Origin of the sequence: Geobacillus sp. WSUCF-018B (genome assembly GCF_002809985.1) — a bacterium.
Taxonomy (GTDB): Bacteria; Bacillota; Bacilli; order Bacillales; family Anoxybacillaceae; genus Geobacillus; species Geobacillus thermophilus.
The window spans coordinates 13,751-31,924 of the sequence record NZ_PIJF01000023.1; the positions used below are offsets into that span (position 1 = coordinate 13,751).

Genomic DNA, 18,174 nt, shown 5'->3' on the forward strand with positions numbered 1-18,174 from the left:
GCGGCGAAAGGAGGAAGACGATGAGAGCGGTCATTCAGCGGGCAAAGCAGGCCAAAGTCACCGTCGACGGCGAGGTCGTCGGGGCGATCGCCGCCGGGCTTGTGGTGCTTCTTGGCGTCACGCACGACGACACGGAAGCCGACGCCGCCTATTTGGCAGAGAAAATCGCCCATTTGCGCATTTTTGAAGACGAACAGGGGAAAATGAACCGCTCGCTGCTTGAGGTCGGCGGGGCAGTGTTGTCCGTGTCGCAGTTCACCCTTTATGGCGACTGCCGGAAAGGGCGGCGGCCGAACTTTATGGCGGCGGCCAAGCCTGATCATGCCCTGCCGCTGTATGAGGCGTTCAACACTTTCTTGCGCGAAAAAGGCGTCCGCGTGGAAACCGGCGTGTTCGGTGCGATGATGGACGTCTCGCTGACGAACGATGGGCCGGTCACGCTGATCATCGATAGTGCGGACAAACCGGGAAACGGATGACGTTTCCCGGTTTCTTTTTTATTTTCGGCGAAAAATGGGAAAGATGAAAACAGTGGCATAGCAGAGAAAGGAGGAGGGCGATGCGGCAGACGAGAAAAAGTGAACAGGTGCACCAGGCAAGCGATGTGCTTTCTGCCGATTTCCATGAATGGATGCGTGTGGAAGCTGACTATAGCGCCTTTGAGCTGGCTTCGGAGTTCGGCGTGACGCTGCGGGATGTGCAAATGTTGAAGCAGCAGCGCTTCCGCCCGTAAACAAAAGCCGGCCGGGAATTTGTTGTGCGTTTTTACAGGCGCGCGCCGTGGTGTGTGAAAATGACAGAGGGGAATGGAAAGAAATTTAAGCATATGTGTTGACAAATGCGGACGCCCATATGATAATGAATATCGTATTAAAATTATTATAATCTAATCAGCAGTCACAGGAGGTAGATGAAGAATGTCACTCGTAGGAAAAAAAGTGCAACCATTCCGAGCACAAGCGTATCACAACGGCGAATTCATCGAAGTGACAGAGCAAGACTTCATGGGGAAATGGAGCATCGTTTGCTTCTATCCAGCGGACTTTACGTTCGTCTGCCCGACGGAGCTCGAAGACTTGCAAGATCATTACGCAACGTTTAAAGAACTTGGCGTGGAAGTGTACTCGGTTTCGACCGACACCCACTTTACTCATAAAGCATGGCACGATACATCGCCAGCTATCGGCAAAATCGAATACGTGATGATCGGCGACCCGTCGCATCAACTGTCGCGCATGTTTGATGTGCTCGATGAAGAACAAGGATTGGCGCAACGCGGCACGTTCATCATTGACCCAGACGGCGTCATTCAAGCGGTGGAAATCAATGCGGACGGCATCGGCCGCAACGCCAGCACGCTGATTGATAAAATTAAAGCGGCCCAATACGTGCGCAACCACCCGGGTGAAGTCTGCCCGGCGAAATGGAAAGAAGGAGCGGAAACGCTGAAGCCAAGCCTAGACCTCGTCGGCAAAATTTAAGGGGGGCTTAGGCGATGCTGCTGGATGCTGACATCAAGGCGCAACTAGCCCAGTATTTGCAATTGCTTGAAAATGATATTGTCTTGACGGTAAGCGCGGGAGACGATCCAGTTTCCCGCGATCTCCTTGCCTTGATCGATGAACTGACGGCCATGTCGCCAAAAATCAAGGTGGAGAAAGCAAAACTGGAACGAACACCGAGCTTCAGCGTCAACCGGGTCGGCGAAAACACCGGCATCACCTTCGCCGGCGTGCCGCTCGGCCATGAATTTACGTCCCTCGTTTTGGCGCTGCTTCAAGCGAGCGGGCGGCCGCCGAAAGTCAGCCAAGACGTCGTGGACCGCATTCAACAAATCAGAGGCAAACATCATTTTGAAACGTACGTCAGCTTGACCTGCCACAACTGCCCGGACGTCGTCCAAGCGCTCAACATTATGAGCGTGTTGAACCCAGACATTTCGCATACGATGATCGACGGGGCGGCGTTTAAAGAAGAAGCGGAGCAAAAAGGGATCATGGCTGTGCCGACGGTCTTTTTAAATGGCAAACTGTTCGCGAGCGGCCGCATGTCGATTGAAGATATTCTTGCCAAATTAGGAAGCGCACCAGATGCTTCCGATTTTGCCAATAAGGATCCGTTTGATGTACTCGTTGTCGGCGGTGGACCGGCTGGAGCGGCAGCGGCGATTTATGCAGCGCGCAAAGGCATCCGCACCGGCATTGTCGCGGAGCGTTTCGGCGGGCAAATTTTGGACACGCTCGCTATCGAGAACTTTATTAGCGTCAAATATACGGAAGGGCCGAAACTGGCGGCCAGCCTAGAAGAGCATGTAAAGCAGTACGACGTCGACGTCATGAGTTCACAGCGCGCAAAACGGCTCGAGAAAAAAGACTTGATTGAAGTCGAGCTAGAAAACGGCGCTGTGCTGAAAAGCAAGACGGTCATTATCGCCACCGGCGCTCGCTGGCGTAATCTCGGTGTGCCGGGCGAGGACGAGTTCAAAAACAAAGGCGTCGCCTACTGCCCGCACTGCGACGGTCCGCTGTTTGAAGGCAAGCATGTGGCGGTCATCGGCGGCGGCAACTCCGGCGTCGAAGCGGCGATTGACCTCGCCGGCATTGCCAGCCATGTGACGCTGCTGGAGTTCGCCCCTGAACTCAAGGCGGATGCTGTGCTGCAAAACCGGTTGTACAGCCTGCCGAACGTAACGGTGATAAAAAACGCGCAAACGACGGAAATCACCGGCACGGACAAAGTCAACGGCTTGACGTACATTGACCGGGAAACAGGAGAAGAACATCATATCGAATTGCAAGGCGTGTTCGTGCAAATCGGCCTTGTGCCGAACACCGAATGGTTGGAAGGAACGGTGGAACGGAATCGCTTCGGTGAAATCATCGTCGACAAACGCGGCGCGACGAGCCTTGAAGGTGTCTTTGCCGCCGGCGACTGCACGGACAGCGCCTATAAGCAAATCATTATCTCGATGGGCTCGGGTGCAACCGCGGCGTTAAGCGCGTTTGATTATTTGATTCGCCATTAAAGAGGGCCGAAGGTGGACCGCCTCTTCGATCCCATGGAGGGGCGGTTCAACGAATTGGCTCTCTTTTTTTAAACTAAGATCAAAAATACGATGAGACATCAAGGTTTTTCTCTTTGCGAAAAACCATGGATCACAGCCGCTAGGACAACTTGACAAACGGCCGAGATTATCCGTAATATAAAATTACATCTTTCTCATACGGAACAACCGATGATGGAGAAAAGTAGTTAAGGCCCACATGGCCAGAGAGGAAGCGCCCAAGGCTGCGAGCGCTTCTCCATGATGGCTTAACGAAAGACACTCCGTAGGTTTCTCTTTGAACGCGCTTTGCGCCAGTAAAGGGGAACGTGTGCCATGCGTTAATGGCGACAAGCGGAAGCCGATCGGCTTCAATTAGGGTGGCACCGCGGGAATGACGCTCTCGTCCCTATGGTCATGGGGACAAGGGCGTTTTTATTTTGGGCAAAGGAGGATTGAACATGCCGTTTCAAATTCCAAGAGGGACGCAGGATGTGCTGCCGGGTGAAACGGAAAAATGGCAGCATGTCGAGCAAGTCGTCCGCAACCTTTGCGGACGGTATGGCTATGAGGAAATCCGCACACCGATTTTTGAACATACGGAGCTGTTTTTGCGCGGGGTCGGCGATACGACCGACATCGTGCAAAAAGAAATGTACACGTTTGAAGACAAAGGCGGCCGCGCGTTGACGCTCCGCCCGGAAGGAACAGCGCCGGTTGCCAGAGCGTTTGTCGAGCATAAGCTGTACGGCAGCCCGAACCAGCCGGTCAAGCTCTATTACACTGGACCGATGTTCCGCTATGAACGGCCTGAATCGGGGCGGTTCCGCCAGTTTGTGCAGTTTGGCGTCGAAGTGCTTGGCAGCAGCGATCCAGCGGTCGATGCGGAAGTGATCGCACTGGCGATGCACATTTATAACGAACTCGGGCTGCAGCATATCCGGCTGGTGATCAACAGCCTAGGCGACCTTGACAGCCGCCGGGCGCACCGCGAGGCGCTTGTTCGCCATTTTGAAAGCCGCATTCATGAGCTGTGCGAAGATTGCCAAGCACGTCTTCAGACGAATCCGCTTCGCATTCTCGACTGCAAAAAGGACCGCGGCCATGAACTGATGGCGACGGCGCCGTCGATTTTGGACTATTTGAACGATGAATCGCGCGCTTACTTTGAAAAAGTGAAGCACTATTTGGCGGTGCTCGACATTCCGTTTGTCATCGACTCCCGGCTCGTGCGCGGGCTCGACTACTACAACCATACGACATTTGAAATTATGAGCGATCTCGAAGGATTCGGGGCGGGGGCGACGCTGTGCGGCGGCGGTCGTTACAACGGGCTCGTCCAAGAAATCGGCGGTCCGGAAACGCCGGGCATCGGCTTTGCGCTCAGCATTGAGCGCCTCCTGGCGGCTCTCGAGGCGGAAGGGGGAGAGCTGCCGGTCCGCCGCGGGCTCGATTGCTACGTCGTCGCCGTCGGCGAGCAGGCGAAAACGGAAGCGGTCCGCCTCGTCTATGAATTGCGCCGCGCCGGACTGCGCGTTGATCAAGACTATTTGGGGCGGAAAATGAAAGCCCAGCTGAAAGCGGCCGACCGGCTTGGTGCGTCGTTTGTCGCCATGATCGGCGACGAAGAGCTGGAAAGCGGGGCGGCAACCGTTAAAGACATGGCCAGCGGCGAGCAGATGAAAGTGCCGTTTGGCGAACTGGCGCATGTTTTGGCAAAACGGACAGGACGGGAGGAGTAACACGATGCAGCGGACGTATTATTGTGGGGAAGTGCCGGAAACAGCGGTTGGCGAGCGCGTCATATTGAAAGGGTGGGTGCAAAAACGCCGCGACTTAGGCGGGCTCATTTTCATTGATTTGCGCGACCGGACCGGCATTGTCCAAGTCGTCGCCAGCCCCGACGTCTCGGCCGAGGCGTTGGCGGCAGCGGAACGCGTGCGGAGCGAATACGTTTTAAGCGTCGAAGGAACGGTCGTCGCCCGCGCACCGGAGACGGTCAATCCGAACATTGCGACCGGCCGCATTGAAATCCAAGCCGAGCGAATTGACATTATCAACGAAGCGAAAACGCCGCCGTTTGCCATTTCCGACGATACGGACGCGGCGGAAGATGTGCGCTTAAAGTATCGGTATTTGGATTTGCGCCGCCCGGTCATGTTTCAGACGCTTGCGCTTCGCCATAAAGTGACGAAAGCGGTGCGCGACTTTTTGGATGGCGAGCGCTTTTTGGAAATCGAGACGCCGATGTTGACGAAAAGCACGCCGGAGGGGGCGCGCGACTATTTAGTGCCAAGCCGCGTCCACCCTGGCGAGTTTTACGCTTTGCCGCAGTCGCCGCAAATTTTTAAGCAGCTGCTGATGGTCGGCGGCTTTGAGCGCTATTACCAGATCGCCCGCTGCTTCCGCGATGAAGACTTGCGCGCCGACCGCCAGCCGGAGTTTACGCAAATCGATATTGAAATGTCGTTTATCAGCCAGGAAGATATTATCGATTTAACGGAGCGGATGATGGCGGCGGTCGTCAAAGCGGCCAAAGGCATCGATATCCCGCGCCCGTTCCCGCGCATGACGTATGCCGAAGCGATGAACCGCTACGGTTCCGATAAACCGGATGTGCGCTTTGGCCTTGAGCTCGTCGATGTATCTGAAGCCGTCCGGGATTCGGCGTTTCAAGTGTTCGCCCGCACGGTCAAGGAAGGCGGGCAAGTGAAGGCGATCAACGTCAAAGGCGCTGCAAGCCGCTATTCGCGCAAAGACATCGACGCGTTAGGCGAATTTGCGGCCCGCTACGGGGCGAAAGGGCTCGCCTGGCTGAAAGCGGAAGGAGATGAGCTGAAAGGGCCGATCGCCAAATTTTTCACCGCCGACGAACAGACGGCATTGCGGCAGCTGCTCGCTGTCGACGACGGAGACTTGCTTCTGTTTGTCGCTGACCGGCCTGCGGTCGTCGCCGCTGCGCTTGGGGCGCTCCGGCTGAAGCTTGGCAAAGAGCTCGGTTTGATCGATGAAACGAGACTGGCGTTTTTATGGGTCACCGACTGGCCGCTGTTGGAGTACGACGAAGAAGAAGGACGCTACTACGCCGCCCACCATCCGTTTACGATGCCGGTGCGCGACGACATTCCGCTGCTTGAGACAAACCCGGGCGCCGTTCGCGCACAGGCGTACGATTTAGTGTTAAACGGGTACGAGCTCGGCGGCGGTTCGCTCCGCATTTTCGAGCGCGACGTGCAAGAAAAAATGTTCCAGGCTTTAGGGTTCAGCAAAGAAGAAGCGCGCCGCCAATTCGGCTTCCTGCTTGAGGCGTTTGAATACGGCACCCCGCCGCATGGCGGCATCGCCCTCGGCCTCGACCGGCTCGTCATGCTGCTTGCGGGGCGCACGAACTTGCGCGACACGATCGCCTTCCCGAAAACGGCGAGTGCGAGCTGCCTATTGACGGAAGCGCCGGGCCCGGTCAGCGAAAAGCAGCTCGAGGAGCTGCATTTGGCCGTTGTGCTTCCTCGTGAGGAATAATGGCGCCGTTGGAAGGAGAAACATTGGCGGCAGAGGTTCACAAACGCGAAAAAATATGATACAATCAAAGCAACACACCGTCCTAATGTGTTCGTCGAGTCACCCATCGTTTTGACCGAACAGTAGATGATCCGGGAGCCCGGGGTTTCCAAGCGGCGTGCACGCCCCTTCGTCACAGGGGAAGCGCAAACCTTGGAACAGGGCACCCACCTATGGGAGAGCGGGTTCAAAACGAAGGCATCGACGGCACGATTGGGACTGGCGACATTAAGGAATCAACAGCATTTCCCCTATGCGGATGGCCGCATAGGGGTTTTGTTTTGCCAGCAAAATGCCGTTGCCTCTTTTGCTGTCTTGATGGTAGGATAAAAAGCGGCATAAACATCAATTTTGAAGCAAACGGAGAGGAGAACGATGCTGCACCAATTTTCCCGCAATGAACTCGCGATTGGCAAAGAAGGGCTGGAACGCTTAAAAAACGCCACCGTGGCGGTGCTTGGCGTCGGCGGTGTCGGGTCGTTTGCCGTCGAGGCACTTGCCCGCTCCGGCGTCGGCCGGTTGGTGCTGGTGGACCGCGACAATGTTGATATTACGAACATTAACCGGCAAATCCACGCCTTATTGTCAACGATCGGCCGCCCGAAAGTCGAGCTGATGAAAGAACGCATCGCCGACATTAACCCGGAGTGCGAGGTCATCGCTTTGCAAATGTTTTATACGGAAGAGACGTATGAGCAGTTTTTTGCCTATGACTTGGATTTTGTCATCGATGCGTCCGACACGATCGTGTATAAAGTGCATTTAATGAAACAATGCCTTAAGCGCGGCATTCCGATCATCTCGAGCATGGGGGCGGCAAACAAAATGGATCCGACCCGCTTTCGCATTGTCGACATTTCAAAAACGCACACCGATCCGATTGCGAAAGTCATCCGCGCCAAGCTGCGCAAAGAAGGGATTCGCCGCGGCATACCGGTCGTCTTTTCCGACGAAAAACCGGTGAAAATCCGCGAAGACGTCCGCCAAGTCGTCGGCAACGATGCTTCGCCGATCCGCAAAGCGAAAATGCCGCCGTCATCGAATGCGTTTGTTCCGTCGGTTGCCGGGCTCATTATGGCGTCTTACGTCATCAATGAATTGTTAAAAGACATCCCCATCGCCCGCGTCGGCGAATGAGGAAACGATGGGCAGACAAGGGGCGATGCATGCCATTGCCTCTTGTTTCGTTATGAATGGGCCATCGGTTCGACTTGTCCGCCCGTTTCGGAGAGAAGAAGCTGGGCGAGGGAAAAGCGGTCGCCTTCTTCGGAGGCAAGCTGACGGGCGCGGGCCATAATTTTGACGAGCGCCTCGTAATCTTCGCGCACCGTCGTCTGGCGCGCTTCCAAGCGTTCGGCCTTTTTGGCCAACTGTTCATTGCGAGCCTGCCACTCCGCCCGTTCCCGTTTCAGTCGCTCGTTTTCCCGGCGGGCGGCTTCCAGCTGCTCAACGTCGTTCCGCAGCCTTTGCAAAAAGGAAATGCACTCGTCAAGCGTCAACGTGGTAGCCGGGAGAAACGGGGACGATCCCTCGGCAAGCTTCGGATTGTCAGGGGCGCCGAACGATACGGCGGCCGCCTCCTTTTGCCATTTTTTCATCATTTCCAATGCCCGTTTCCGTTCTTTTCGCTGTTTTTTTGCCTGTTCAATGGCTTCAAGGTGCCGTTTCCGCACCTCGGCGTTCCAGCGAAACCCGCATGCCGCCGCCGTCCGCCGCAACTGTTTTCCGACCTTTTCGAAGGCGGCGAGCTGCGTTTTGCCTTCGCGTATGTATTGCAGTACCGTTTCTGCAAGCAGTACATCCTCTTCATGCGACCATGCATCTTGTCTCGTCTTCATGCTGTCCACCCCGCAAATGTAATGTTGATATGATAATAGTTTTTCCGTCCTTTTTCCACTTTAAACTCCAGGTTGTCGATTTTCGGCATATCCTTTCCGCCGGCGAGGCCGGTAAAGGCGCAAAGCGGAAGATTCGATTTGGCGAAACCGCCGCCGCCGCTGTACAATGAAACGCAGGAGGGATTCGCATGCGAAATACGACAGAGCCGCTGGCGGTGCGGATGCGCCCGCGGACGATCGATGAGATTGTCGGACAAGCGCATTTGATCGGGCCGGGGACGCCGCTTTATAAAATGGTAAAAAAAGGATGGGTGCCGTCGCTTTTGCTGTATGGGGAACCGGGAACGGGAAAGACGTCGCTCGCTTATGCCATCGCCCGCACGGCCGGACGGGAGCTGGTGGCTTTAAACGCAACGGCCGCCGGAAAAAAGGAGATCGAAGAGGCGGCTGAGGCGGCGCGTTGGTCGGGCAATGTCCTTTTGTTTATCGATGAAATCCACCGGCTAAATAAAGCCCAGCAAGATGTGCTTCTCCCCCATATGGAATCAGGGCTCATCACGCTCATTGGGGCGACGACGGAAAACCCGTTTCACGAAGTGAACCCAGCCATTCGCAGCCGGTGCGGGCAAATTCAGCAGTTGAAACGGCTTGAGCCCGAGGATTTAATCGTAATTTTGAAACGGGCGCTCGCCGATTCGGAACGCGGTTTTGGAGAGATGTCGATCATGATCGAGGAGGCGCTTCTATGGCGCTTGGCCGCGGCGGCCGGCGGGGATGCGCGCGCCGCGCTTTCGCTTCTTGAGGCGGCGGTGGCGGCGGCTGATGAGCGCGACGGCCGCCTGTATATCGATGAAACGGTTGTCGCTTCATGCACGGCGAATCGCGGCTTTGTCCATGACAAATATGGCGATCACTATTACTCGCTGCTGTCGGCTTTTCAAAAAAGCGTGCGCGGCAGCGATGTCGATGCCGCCCTTCATTACTTGGCACGCTTGCTTGAAGGCGGTGACTTGGCGGCCGTTTGCCGGCGGCTGCTTGTGATCGCCTATGAGGATATTGGGCTTGCCAATCCGATGATGGGCGTGAAGGTGCAGGCGGCGGTGGCGGCAGCGGAGCGGATCGGGCTGCCGGAAGCGCGCATCCCGCTTTCGGTTGTGACGATCGAACTTTGCTTGAGCCCGAAATCCAACAGCGCCTACAAGGCGCTCGATGCCGCGCTGGCCGATGTGCGCGCCGGCAAACTTGGCGACATTCCCGATCATTTGAAAGATGCCCATTACAAAGGAGCGGCTTTGCTTGGGCACGGACAAGGCTATTTATATCCGCACGATTATCCGAACGGCTGGGTGGCGCAAGCGTATTTGCCCTCCGCTCTAGAAGGCGTCCGCTATTATGAACCGAAAGAGCATGGCGAGGAAAAACATTACGCCAAGGTGTACCGGCGGCTTGAGCAGTTAAAGCATGGCGGCAAGGCTAGTCCGTGAACGTGCGGGGCATTTATGGTATAATAACACAGGCGATTTTCCAAGAGGGGGAACATGACGATCATGGTTCATCGATATATGCCATGGCTGCGCGGAAGTTTGTATTTTGCCGGCCTCTTCATGATGTCGTTTCTTTAGGGGGGATATGATGAAAATTTCAACGAAAGGCCGGTATGGGCTGACGATTATGATTGAATTGGCGAAAAAATATGGCGACCGTCCGATTTCGCTTCGTTCGATTGCCAAAGCCAACAATTTATCAGAACATTACCTCGAGCAGCTTGTGACGCCGCTGCGCAACGCCGGGCTTGTCAAAAGCATCCGCGGGGCGTATGGCGGCTATGTGCTTGCCGAGCATCCGGCGAAAATTACCGCCGGCGACATTTTGCGCGTGCTGGAAGGACCGTTGACCCCGGTTGAGGAGCTGGAAGAGGAGGAGCCGGCGAAGCGCGAGCTATGGATTCGCATCCGCGATGCGGTCGAGGAAGTGCTTGACAGCACGACGCTTGAAGATTTGGCGAAGTATAGCGATGGAGACGAAGGGGCATATATGTTTTATATTTAAGCAACAGAAAGGGGAATGACCGGTGCAACGGATTTACTTGGATCATGCCGCCACCTCTCCCGTTCACCCGGAAGTGGCAGCCGGCATGGTCCATTGGATGACCGAACAGTTCGGCAACCCGTCTAGCATCCATTACTTTGGCCGGCAAAGCCGCCGGGGCGTTGATGAGGCGCGGGCTGTCATCGCCCGCTCGATCGGGGCGAAAGAGACGGAAATCGTGTTCACAAGCGGGGGAACGGAAGCCGACAACTTCGCGCTCATCGGGACGGCGATGGCCAACCGCAGCCGCGGCCGTCATATTATTACGACTGCCATTGAGCACCACGCCGTGCTGCGCGCCTGTGAATATTTAGAGACGCAAGGGTTTGAGGTGACGTATTTGCCGGTCAATGAACAAGGGATGGTCTCGGCGGATGACGTGAAAGCCGCGCTGCGCGACGAGACGATTGTCGTATCGGTCATGTTCGCCAACAATGAAGTGGGCACGATTCAGCCGATCCGCGAAATTGGCGCGCTTTTGCGCGACCATCCGGCTTATTTCCATACCGATGCCGTCCAAGCATACGGCCTCATTCCGATCGATGTCAATGAGTACGGGATTGATTTGCTGTCGCTCTCAAGCCATAAAATTAACGGTCCAAAAGGAATTGGGGCGCTTTATGTGCGCGAAACGGTGAAAATCGCTCCGCTCCTTTTCGGCGGGGAGCAAGAGCGGAAGCGGCGCGCCGGAACGGAAAATGTGCCGGGCATTATCGGTTTGGCGCAGGCGGCGGAGATCGCCGAGCGGACGAGGGGCGACAAACGCAAGCAATATGCGGCTTGGCGTGAAGCGATGATCGATATTTTCCGCTCTTCGGGCATCGACTATGTGGTCAACGGCAGTCCGGACGGCTTGCCGCACATTTTAAATGTCGCCTTCCCGGGAACGAACGTGGAATCGCTGCTTGTCAATCTCGATTTGGCGGGCATTGCCGCCTCAAGCGGCTCAGCATGCACGGCCGGGTCGATCGATCCGTCGCATGTGCTCGTGGCCATGTGCGGAAAAGAATCGGAGCGCATTCGCTCGTCCGTCCGCTTCAGCTTTGGGCTCGGCAATACAAAGGAACAAATTGAGCAAGCCGCGGAAGAAACGGTCAACATCGTCAAGCGGCTGACCAATCGGTAAGGAGGCGAAGCATCATGAACAAAGCCCCGCACGAAACGCGCGTCGTCGTCGGCATGTCAGGCGGGGTCGACTCGTCGGTTGCTGCTTTGTTGCTGAAAGAACAAGGGTACGATGTGATCGGCATTTTCATGAAAAACTGGGACGACACCGATGAAAACGGCGTTTGCACGGCGACCGAAGATTATGAAGATGTCGTGCGCGTCTGCAATCAAATCGGCATTCCGTATTATGCGGTCAATTTTGAAAAACAGTATTGGGACAAAGTGTTTACGTACTTTTTGAATGAATACAAAGCCGGTCGCACCCCGAACCCGGACGTGATGTGCAACAAAGAGATCAAATTCAAGGCGTTTTTGGACCACGCCATGTCGATCGGCGCCGACTACGTGGCGACCGGCCATTACGCCCGCGTCGAATTTCGCGATGGCGAGTATAAAATGCTGCGCGGCGCTGATCCGAACAAAGATCAGACGTACTTTTTGAACCAGCTCGGCCAAGCCCAGCTGTCAAAAGTGATGTTCCCAATCGGCCATTTGCACAAGGCGGACGTCCGCCGCCTTGCGAAAGAAGCAGGGCTTGCCACCGCCGGGAAAAAGGACAGCACCGGCATTTGCTTTATCGGCGAGCGGGACTTCAAAGAATTTTTAAGCCAGTATTTGCCGGCTCAGCCAGGGGTAATGAAAACGCTTGACGGCGAAGTGAAAGGGCGGCATGACGGGGTGATGTATTACACGATCGGCCAGCGCCACGGCCTTGGCATCGGCGGCGGCGGCGAGCCGTGGTTTGTCGTCGGCAAGGATGTGCGCGAAAACGTGTTGTATGTCGCCCAAGGGTTTGAAAACGATTATTTGTACTCCACATCATTAAAAGCGATCGATGTCAACTGGGTGTCTGACCGCAAACCGGAAGCGCCGTTCCGCTGTACGGCGAAATTCCGCTATCGCCAGCCGGATGTCGGCGTCGAAGTTCGACCGCTTCCAGACGGCAAAGCCGAAGTCGTGTTCGATGAGCCGGCGCGGGCGGTGACGCCGGGGCAGGCGGTTGTGTTCTACAACGGCGAGGAGTGTCTTGGCGGCGGCATCATCGATGAAGTGTTCCGCAACGGCGAAAAGCTTTGGTATGTCGGCTGATCTCTGTTTTGTGCGCCGCTGCAGCGCGGATCAGACATGCAGGCAAAACGAACGGCAGGAAATGGGGGATGAGCGGTGGCCAATTGGAACGAACAAGGGCTTTTGCATATGCGCGCCGGGGAGCATGAAGAGGCGCTCCGTTGCTTTTCAAAAGCGGTCCAGGAACAGCCCGAAGACCCGGCCGGCTACATTAACATCGGCACCGTTTTGGCTGCGGCCGGCGAGGAAGAGAAAGCGCTCGACTGCTTCCGACAGGCGCTGGCGCTCGATGAGCGGGCGGCGGCCGCGTATTACGGCATCGGCACAGTGCATTACAAACGCGAGCAGTTCGCCCAGGCGAAAGACATGTTTGAGCGGGCGCTTCAGCTCGGGCTGAATGATGCGGATACACATTTTATGCTCGGCATGTCGCTGTTGCGGCTGGAGATGCCGCGCCTGGCGCTGCCGTATTTGCAACGGGCGGCCGAACTGAATGAAACGGATGCTGAAGCGCTCTTTCAACTTGGTCTTTGCCTTGCCCACCTCGAATATGTGGAAGAGGCGAAACGGTATTTTGAAAAAACGATTGCGCTCCAGCCGGGCCACGCTGATGCGTATTACAATTTAGGCGTCATTTATGCGTATCAAGACGACTGGGCAGCCGCCCGCGATTGGTTTGCGGCCGCGCTGGACGCCAAGCCGGATCATCTGCTCGCCGGGTACGGGAAAAAACTGATGGAAAAGCGGCTTGCGCCGTAAAAAGGCGGGGGATCGTTCTTGCAAGAGCAGCAAACGCTTGCCTTGGACGGACGCACGTTCATTAAGGGAGCATGTTTGTCAGTCATCTTCCACAATGAGGAAACGCTTTATACCGTCGCCCGCATTCGCGTTGAAGAGACGAATGAGGAGCCGGTCGAGGAGGAAGTCATCGTCACCGGCTATTTTCCACGCTTGCATGAAGGAGACGTATATGTCTTTTACGGCCAGTTCCGCCAACACCCGCGCTTTGGCCGACAGTATGCGGCCGAACAGTTCCGCAAACAGCTTCCCAACACGAAAGAAGGGGTCATCCATTATTTGTCGAGCGGCTTGTTTAAAGGGATCGGCAAAAAAACAGCGGCGGCGATTGTCGAGGCGCTTGGCGAAAACGCGATCGCTGCGATTTTGCGCGACCCGGATGCGCTTTTGAAAGTGCCGAAGCTGACGAAGCAAAAAGCGAAACGATTGTACGAATCGCTCCGCGCTCACGAAGGATTGGAACAAACGATGATTGCCCTTGCCCAGTTTGGGTTCGGCCCGCAGCTGGCCATGAAAATTTACCAAGCGTATGGCGAAGAGGCGATTGACATCATCCACGAGAACCCGTATCAACTCGTCGAGGACATTGAAGGAATCGGTTTTGGACGCGCCGATGAGCTCGGCCGCCAGCTCGGCATTTCCGGCAGCCATCCGGCCCGGCTGCGCGCTGCTTCGCTGTTTGTTCTCGAACAGGCGTGCTTGCAGGAAGGGCACGTGTATTTGCGCGAGGAAGAGCTGATGGAGCGCATCGGGGAGCTGCTTGATGGAAGGCAAAGCGGTGCGGTGGATGAACAAGCGATCGGCCAAACGCTTCTGATGTTAAGCGAGGAAGGGAAGCTGATCGCCGAGCAAGGGCGTTATTATCTCCCCTCCCTTTACTTCGCCGAGAAAGGGATCGTCTCCAACATTAAGCGGCTGCTCGGGCAGCCGCCTCCGGCCGCGTTTGCCGAGTCGGAGTTTTTATTGGCGCTCGGGGCGCTTGAGGAGCGGCTTGGCATGCAATACGCCCCCCAGCAAAAAGAGGCCATCGAGCGCGCCCTTTCCTCGCCGCTTTTTATTTTGACCGGCGGTCCGGGCACGGGGAAGACGACGGTCATTCGAGGCATTGTCGAGCTGTTTGCCGCGCTCAACGGCATCTCGCTTGATCCCGCTGATTATAAACATGACGAGCCGTTTCCCGTGCTGCTTGCCGCACCGACCGGCCGGGCGGCGAAACGGATGAGCGAGGCGACCGGGCTGCCAGCCGCGACGATTCACCGGCTGCTCGGCTGGAACGGGGCGGAAGGGTTCAGCCGCGATGAAGATGAGCCGATCGCCGGCCGGCTGCTGATTGTGGACGAAATGTCAATGGTCGACACATGGCTGGCCAATCAGCTGCTCAAAGCGGTGCCAAACGGCATGCAAGTCGTTTTCGTCGGCGACGAAGACCAATTGCCTTCTGTGGGGCCTGGACAAGTGCTGAAAGATTTGCTTCAATCAGGCGTTATTCCGTCCGTGCGGCTGACTGACGTGTACCGCCAGGCGGAAGGGTCGTCGATCATTGAGCTCGCCCATGAGATGAAGCGCGGGATGGTGCCGGCCGACTTGACCGCTCCCAAGGCGGATCGTTCCTTCATCCGCTGCCGCGCCGGACAAGTGGCGGACGTCGTCCGGCAAATCGCCGACAACGCCCGCAAAAAAGGGTTTTCCGTCAAAGATATTCAAGTGCTCGCCCCGATGTACCGCGGCCCGGCCGGCATCGACCAGTTGAACAAAGTGCTGCAGGAGCTGTTCAACCCTCCGGCTGCCGGAAAGCGGGAGCTGGCGGTCGGCGAGGTCGTATACCGGGTCGGCGACAAAGTGCTGCAGCTTGTCAATCAACCGGAAGACAATGTATTTAACGGCGACATCGGCGAAATCGTTGCCATTTTTTACGCCAAGGAAAATATTGAAAAGCAAGATTTGCTCGTTGTCTCATTCGATGGCATTGAGGTCACATACACAAGGCAAGACTTGGCGCAAATTACGCATGCGTATTGCTGCTCGGTCCATAAAGCACAAGGGAGCGAATTTCCGATTGTCATCTTGCCCGTCGTAAAAAGCTACTACCGGATGTTGAAACGAAACTTGCTCTATACGGCGGTGACGCGAAGCAAACAATTTCTCATCTTGTGCGGCGAAGAGGAAGCGTTTCGGCTTGGCGTCGCCCAGCGGAGCGACAGCGGCCGCCAGACGGCGCTCGCCGAAAAGCTGACGGCCGCGGCGGCGCCGTTGGGTGAAAGGGAGCTGCCGTTTGAGGATGCGAACATCGGGATGGAAAACGTTACGCCGTATGACTTTATGGATGATGAGACAAGCTAAAGGTGGCTGGAAAGGTGGGAGAATGATGCGGACGTTTTCCGACGTCAAAGGGCTTCCCATTTATGAGCAAACGACAGGGAAAGCGGTCGGGACGATCGCGGACATTTGGTTTACCAGCCACGGCACGGTCAAAGGGTTGGTAGCGGAACGGGGCGGTTTGTTTGGCCGCCGCCGCTACTTGCCGCTTTCCGCCGTGCAGTCGTTGCAAAACGATAAAGTCATCATCCATGATGCTGACAGCTTCCAGCCATTTCCCTCTGCCGAGAGCGGCCACTCTCTTTACGGTGAACGCGGCCTTGCCGGCAGCATGGTCGTTGCTGCGAACGGAAAAGCGATCGGACTGCTGGATGATGTATACTTTGACGGGCAATTGGGCAAGATTGATGGATACGAGATCAGCGAGGGATTTTTTTCTGATTTGACCGAAGGAAAGAAACGGATGGAGGCAGTTCCGTTCACCGCCAGGGAAGGCGTCATCACCGTGGAAACTATGATGTAAGGAGAGTGGCTGTCGATGCTCATTTGCCCCAATTGCAAGCGAAAAAATCTGGGGAAAATTGGTGTCAACCAGTATTATTGCTGGGATTGCTTCATTGAGCTGTCCGTCTCGAAAGGGATGATCCACGCCCATCAAGTCGAGGAAGACGGGACGTTAAGCTCCTTGGATGACTTGTTTGACGACCATGAGCGCACGATCCCATATTAGGGGGGACAAGCATGAACCGGACGATGACGTCGCTGTTGGCTGTCGGGTTGGGTGTCGCTGCATACCAGCTCGCCCAGCGCAACGGTTGGACGAACGGCCGCACGATGCGGAGAATGCGCCGCCGCTTGATGCAGGCGATCCGTTAAAGCCGTTGCCGCTTCCCGCCCGCGCGGCGGGGGCGGCTTGCTTTTTTGTGAAATAGTGGAAGAGATAACGGAAGCATATTTCCAACTTCATCTCCTACACTAAACGGTAGGAGGTGTGGCGATGGGCGAGCAGCAATGGCTGTCATTTTTGCGCATTGGAAAGTGGCTGTTAGTTACCGCAATCGTGTATTTAATCGTCCGGATGAAAGACGTATGGTGGCCGGTCGTCGATTTTGTCGCCACCGCCTTAGCCCCGTTTTTGCTGGCGGCGTTTATTACGTACCTGCTTCATCCGCTCGTGGAGTTCATCCATCGCAAAGGGGTGCCGCGCGCGCTGGCCATTTTGCTCATTTACGTTTTGTTTTTCGGAGCTGTCGGCTACGGGCTTTACCGCGGCGTGCCGCTATTCATCGCCCAGCTGCGGGAATTGGACGAGCAGCTGCCGTCATTAATGGATACATACCGCCGGTGGGCGCGCCATGTTCATGATGAAACATCGACATGGCCGATGGAAGTGCATACGCGCATTGAAGCGATGTTTGTCCAACTCGAAGAGGCGGCGGCGGGAGCGGTGACGATGGCGATCGACGCCGCCAAATCATTCATCGGTTCGGCGGCGACGCTTTTGCTCATCCCATTTATCGTGTTTTATATGCTAAAAGACATTGAGGTGTTGAAAAGAGCGGTTTGGTACATGACGCCAAAGCGATGGCGCGAACCGGGGATGGCGTTTTTAAAAGATGTCGACGAGTCGCTTGGCGGCTATATTCGCGGCCAGCTGTTCGTCTGCGCGGCGATCGGCCTCGCGGCGGCGCTCGGCCTTTGGCTCGCCGGCATGGACTATCCGCTTTTGCTTGGATTTATCATCGGGCTGACGAACATCATTCCGTACTTCGGCCCGTTGCTCGGCGCGATTCCGGCTGTGATTTTGGCGGCGACCATCTCGCTCAAAATGGTGATCATCGTGCTGATCATCATTTTTGCCTTGCAGTTTCTTGAAGGGAACGTTTTATCACCGCTCATTGTCGGCAAAAGCGTGCATATGCATCCGCTTGCCATCATGCTGGCACTGTTTGCCGGCGGCGAGCTGGCCGGCGTGCCCGGCCTCATCCTCGCCGTCCCCACTGCAGCGGTGCTGAAAGTGGCCGTATCGCACTGGAAAGAACATTACGCCCCGCATTGACAAACGCCTGTTGCTTGTCTATAATCTTTCAATGAACAAAGCGAATACATAACGCGATGACGGATCGAGTATGTTGCAGTCCATCTTAACGCGCAACCGGCGCACAGAGAGGAATTTCCGCGGCTGAAAGAAATTCCAGATGAAGGGCAACAGAAGGCTAATCCGGAGCGCAGGCAAAACCTGACGCAAGGCTGCGTTACGGCCGAAGAGGTGATGGGCGTTTTGTGCCCATAAACAGG

General features: G+C 56.0%; 18 protein-coding genes, 1 other RNA gene and 1 other annotated feature. Of the genes, 18 read left to right on the plus strand and 1 reads right to left on the minus strand.

Features of this window, described 5'->3' with window-relative positions; all coding sequences use genetic code 11:
- Positions 1-20 precede the first annotated feature (20 nt).
- From dtd to CV944_RS08650, 8 genes are all read left to right on the plus strand, one after another.
- Positions 21-479 (plus strand): D-aminoacyl-tRNA deacylase, encoded by a 459-nt coding sequence (dtd, locus tag CV944_RS08620; RefSeq protein ID WP_047818787.1) that lies wholly within the window; start codon positions 21-23, stop codon positions 477-479.
- Between the two features lie 80 nt (positions 480-559).
- On the plus strand, positions 560-733 hold the full coding sequence (locus CV944_RS17455) for a hypothetical protein (protein WP_033011916.1): 174 nt from the start codon (positions 560-562) through the stop codon (positions 731-733).
- Between the two features lie 184 nt (positions 734-917).
- Entirely contained in the window at positions 918-1,481 is a 564-nt protein-coding gene (gene ahpC / locus CV944_RS08625; RefSeq protein WP_013144645.1) for an alkyl hydroperoxide reductase subunit C, read from the plus strand.
- Positions 1,482-1,495: 14 nt separating this feature from the next.
- Entirely contained in the window at positions 1,496-3,025 is a 1,530-nt protein-coding gene (ahpF, locus tag CV944_RS08630) for an alkyl hydroperoxide reductase subunit F (RefSeq protein WP_100659853.1), read from the plus strand.
- 201 nt (positions 3,026-3,226) lie between these two features.
- Positions 3,227-3,457, plus strand: a binding site (T-box leader).
- 47 nt (positions 3,458-3,504) lie between these two features.
- Positions 3,505-4,785: a histidine--tRNA ligase gene (hisS, locus tag CV944_RS08635; protein WP_063330509.1), complete on the plus strand. Its 1,281-nt coding sequence runs from the start codon at positions 3,505-3,507 to the stop codon at positions 4,783-4,785.
- 4 nt (positions 4,786-4,789) lie between these two features.
- Positions 4,790-6,562 (plus strand): aspartate--tRNA ligase, encoded by a 1,773-nt coding sequence (gene aspS, locus CV944_RS08640; protein ID WP_094239010.1) that lies wholly within the window; start codon positions 4,790-4,792, stop codon positions 6,560-6,562.
- Positions 6,563-6,638: 76 nt separating this feature from the next.
- A non-coding RNA gene (gene ssrS / locus CV944_RS08645) (6S RNA) lies at positions 6,639-6,825 on the plus strand.
- Between the two features lie 151 nt (positions 6,826-6,976).
- Positions 6,977-7,738 (plus strand): tRNA threonylcarbamoyladenosine dehydratase, encoded by a 762-nt coding sequence (locus CV944_RS08650; RefSeq protein ID WP_033011922.1) that lies wholly within the window; start codon positions 6,977-6,979, stop codon positions 7,736-7,738.
- Positions 7,739-7,788: 50 nt separating this feature from the next.
- On the opposite strand, the gene CV944_RS08655 is transcribed toward CV944_RS08650, so the two are convergent.
- Entirely contained in the window at positions 7,789-8,439 is a 651-nt protein-coding gene (locus tag CV944_RS08655; RefSeq protein ID WP_100660181.1) for an RsfA family transcriptional regulator, read from the minus strand.
- Between the two features lie 188 nt (positions 8,440-8,627).
- Here CV944_RS08655 and CV944_RS08660 point away from each other — a divergent pair, with 188 nt between their 5' ends.
- From CV944_RS08660 to CV944_RS08705, 10 genes are all read left to right on the plus strand, one after another.
- The gene (locus CV944_RS08660) at positions 8,628-9,923 is read left to right on the plus strand and encodes a replication-associated recombination protein A (protein ID WP_033011924.1); all 1,296 of its coding nucleotides are present in this window, start codon (positions 8,628-8,630) and stop codon (positions 9,921-9,923) included.
- Positions 9,924-10,071: 148 nt separating this feature from the next.
- Positions 10,072-10,488, plus strand: coding sequence for a cysteine metabolism transcriptional regulator CymR (gene cymR, locus CV944_RS08665; protein ID WP_011232042.1), 417 nt, complete (start codon positions 10,072-10,074; stop codon positions 10,486-10,488).
- 22 nt (positions 10,489-10,510) lie between these two features.
- Positions 10,511-11,653: a cysteine desulfurase family protein gene (locus CV944_RS08670; protein WP_044743327.1), complete on the plus strand. Its 1,143-nt coding sequence runs from the start codon at positions 10,511-10,513 to the stop codon at positions 11,651-11,653.
- A gap of 14 nt (positions 11,654-11,667) precedes the next feature.
- Complete coding sequence (gene mnmA, locus CV944_RS08675) at positions 11,668-12,783, plus strand: tRNA 2-thiouridine(34) synthase MnmA (protein WP_100664078.1); 1,116 nt, start codon at positions 11,668-11,670, stop codon at positions 12,781-12,783.
- A 75-nt stretch (positions 12,784-12,858) separates the two neighbouring features.
- Positions 12,859-13,521: a tetratricopeptide repeat protein gene (locus CV944_RS08680; protein ID WP_080729660.1), complete on the plus strand. Its 663-nt coding sequence runs from the start codon at positions 12,859-12,861 to the stop codon at positions 13,519-13,521.
- An 18-nt stretch (positions 13,522-13,539) separates the two neighbouring features.
- Positions 13,540-15,900: an SF1B family DNA helicase RecD2 gene (gene recD2, locus CV944_RS08685; protein ID WP_100664079.1), complete on the plus strand. Its 2,361-nt coding sequence runs from the start codon at positions 13,540-13,542 to the stop codon at positions 15,898-15,900.
- 25 nt (positions 15,901-15,925) lie between these two features.
- Complete coding sequence (locus tag CV944_RS08690) at positions 15,926-16,399, plus strand: PRC-barrel domain-containing protein (protein WP_033011931.1); 474 nt, start codon at positions 15,926-15,928, stop codon at positions 16,397-16,399.
- Positions 16,400-16,414: 15 nt separating this feature from the next.
- Entirely contained in the window at positions 16,415-16,606 is a 192-nt protein-coding gene (locus CV944_RS08695; RefSeq protein ID WP_033011933.1) for a hypothetical protein, read from the plus strand.
- Between the two features lie 11 nt (positions 16,607-16,617).
- Positions 16,618-16,752 carry a YrzQ family protein gene (locus tag CV944_RS08700; protein WP_080729662.1) on the plus strand — a complete coding sequence of 45 codons (135 nt, stop codon included), beginning with the start codon at positions 16,618-16,620 and terminating at the stop codon, positions 16,750-16,752.
- Between the two features lie 121 nt (positions 16,753-16,873).
- On the plus strand, positions 16,874-17,935 hold the full coding sequence (locus CV944_RS08705) for an AI-2E family transporter (RefSeq protein WP_100664080.1): 1,062 nt from the start codon (positions 16,874-16,876) through the stop codon (positions 17,933-17,935).
- The last annotated feature ends 239 nt before the right edge of the window (positions 17,936-18,174 follow it).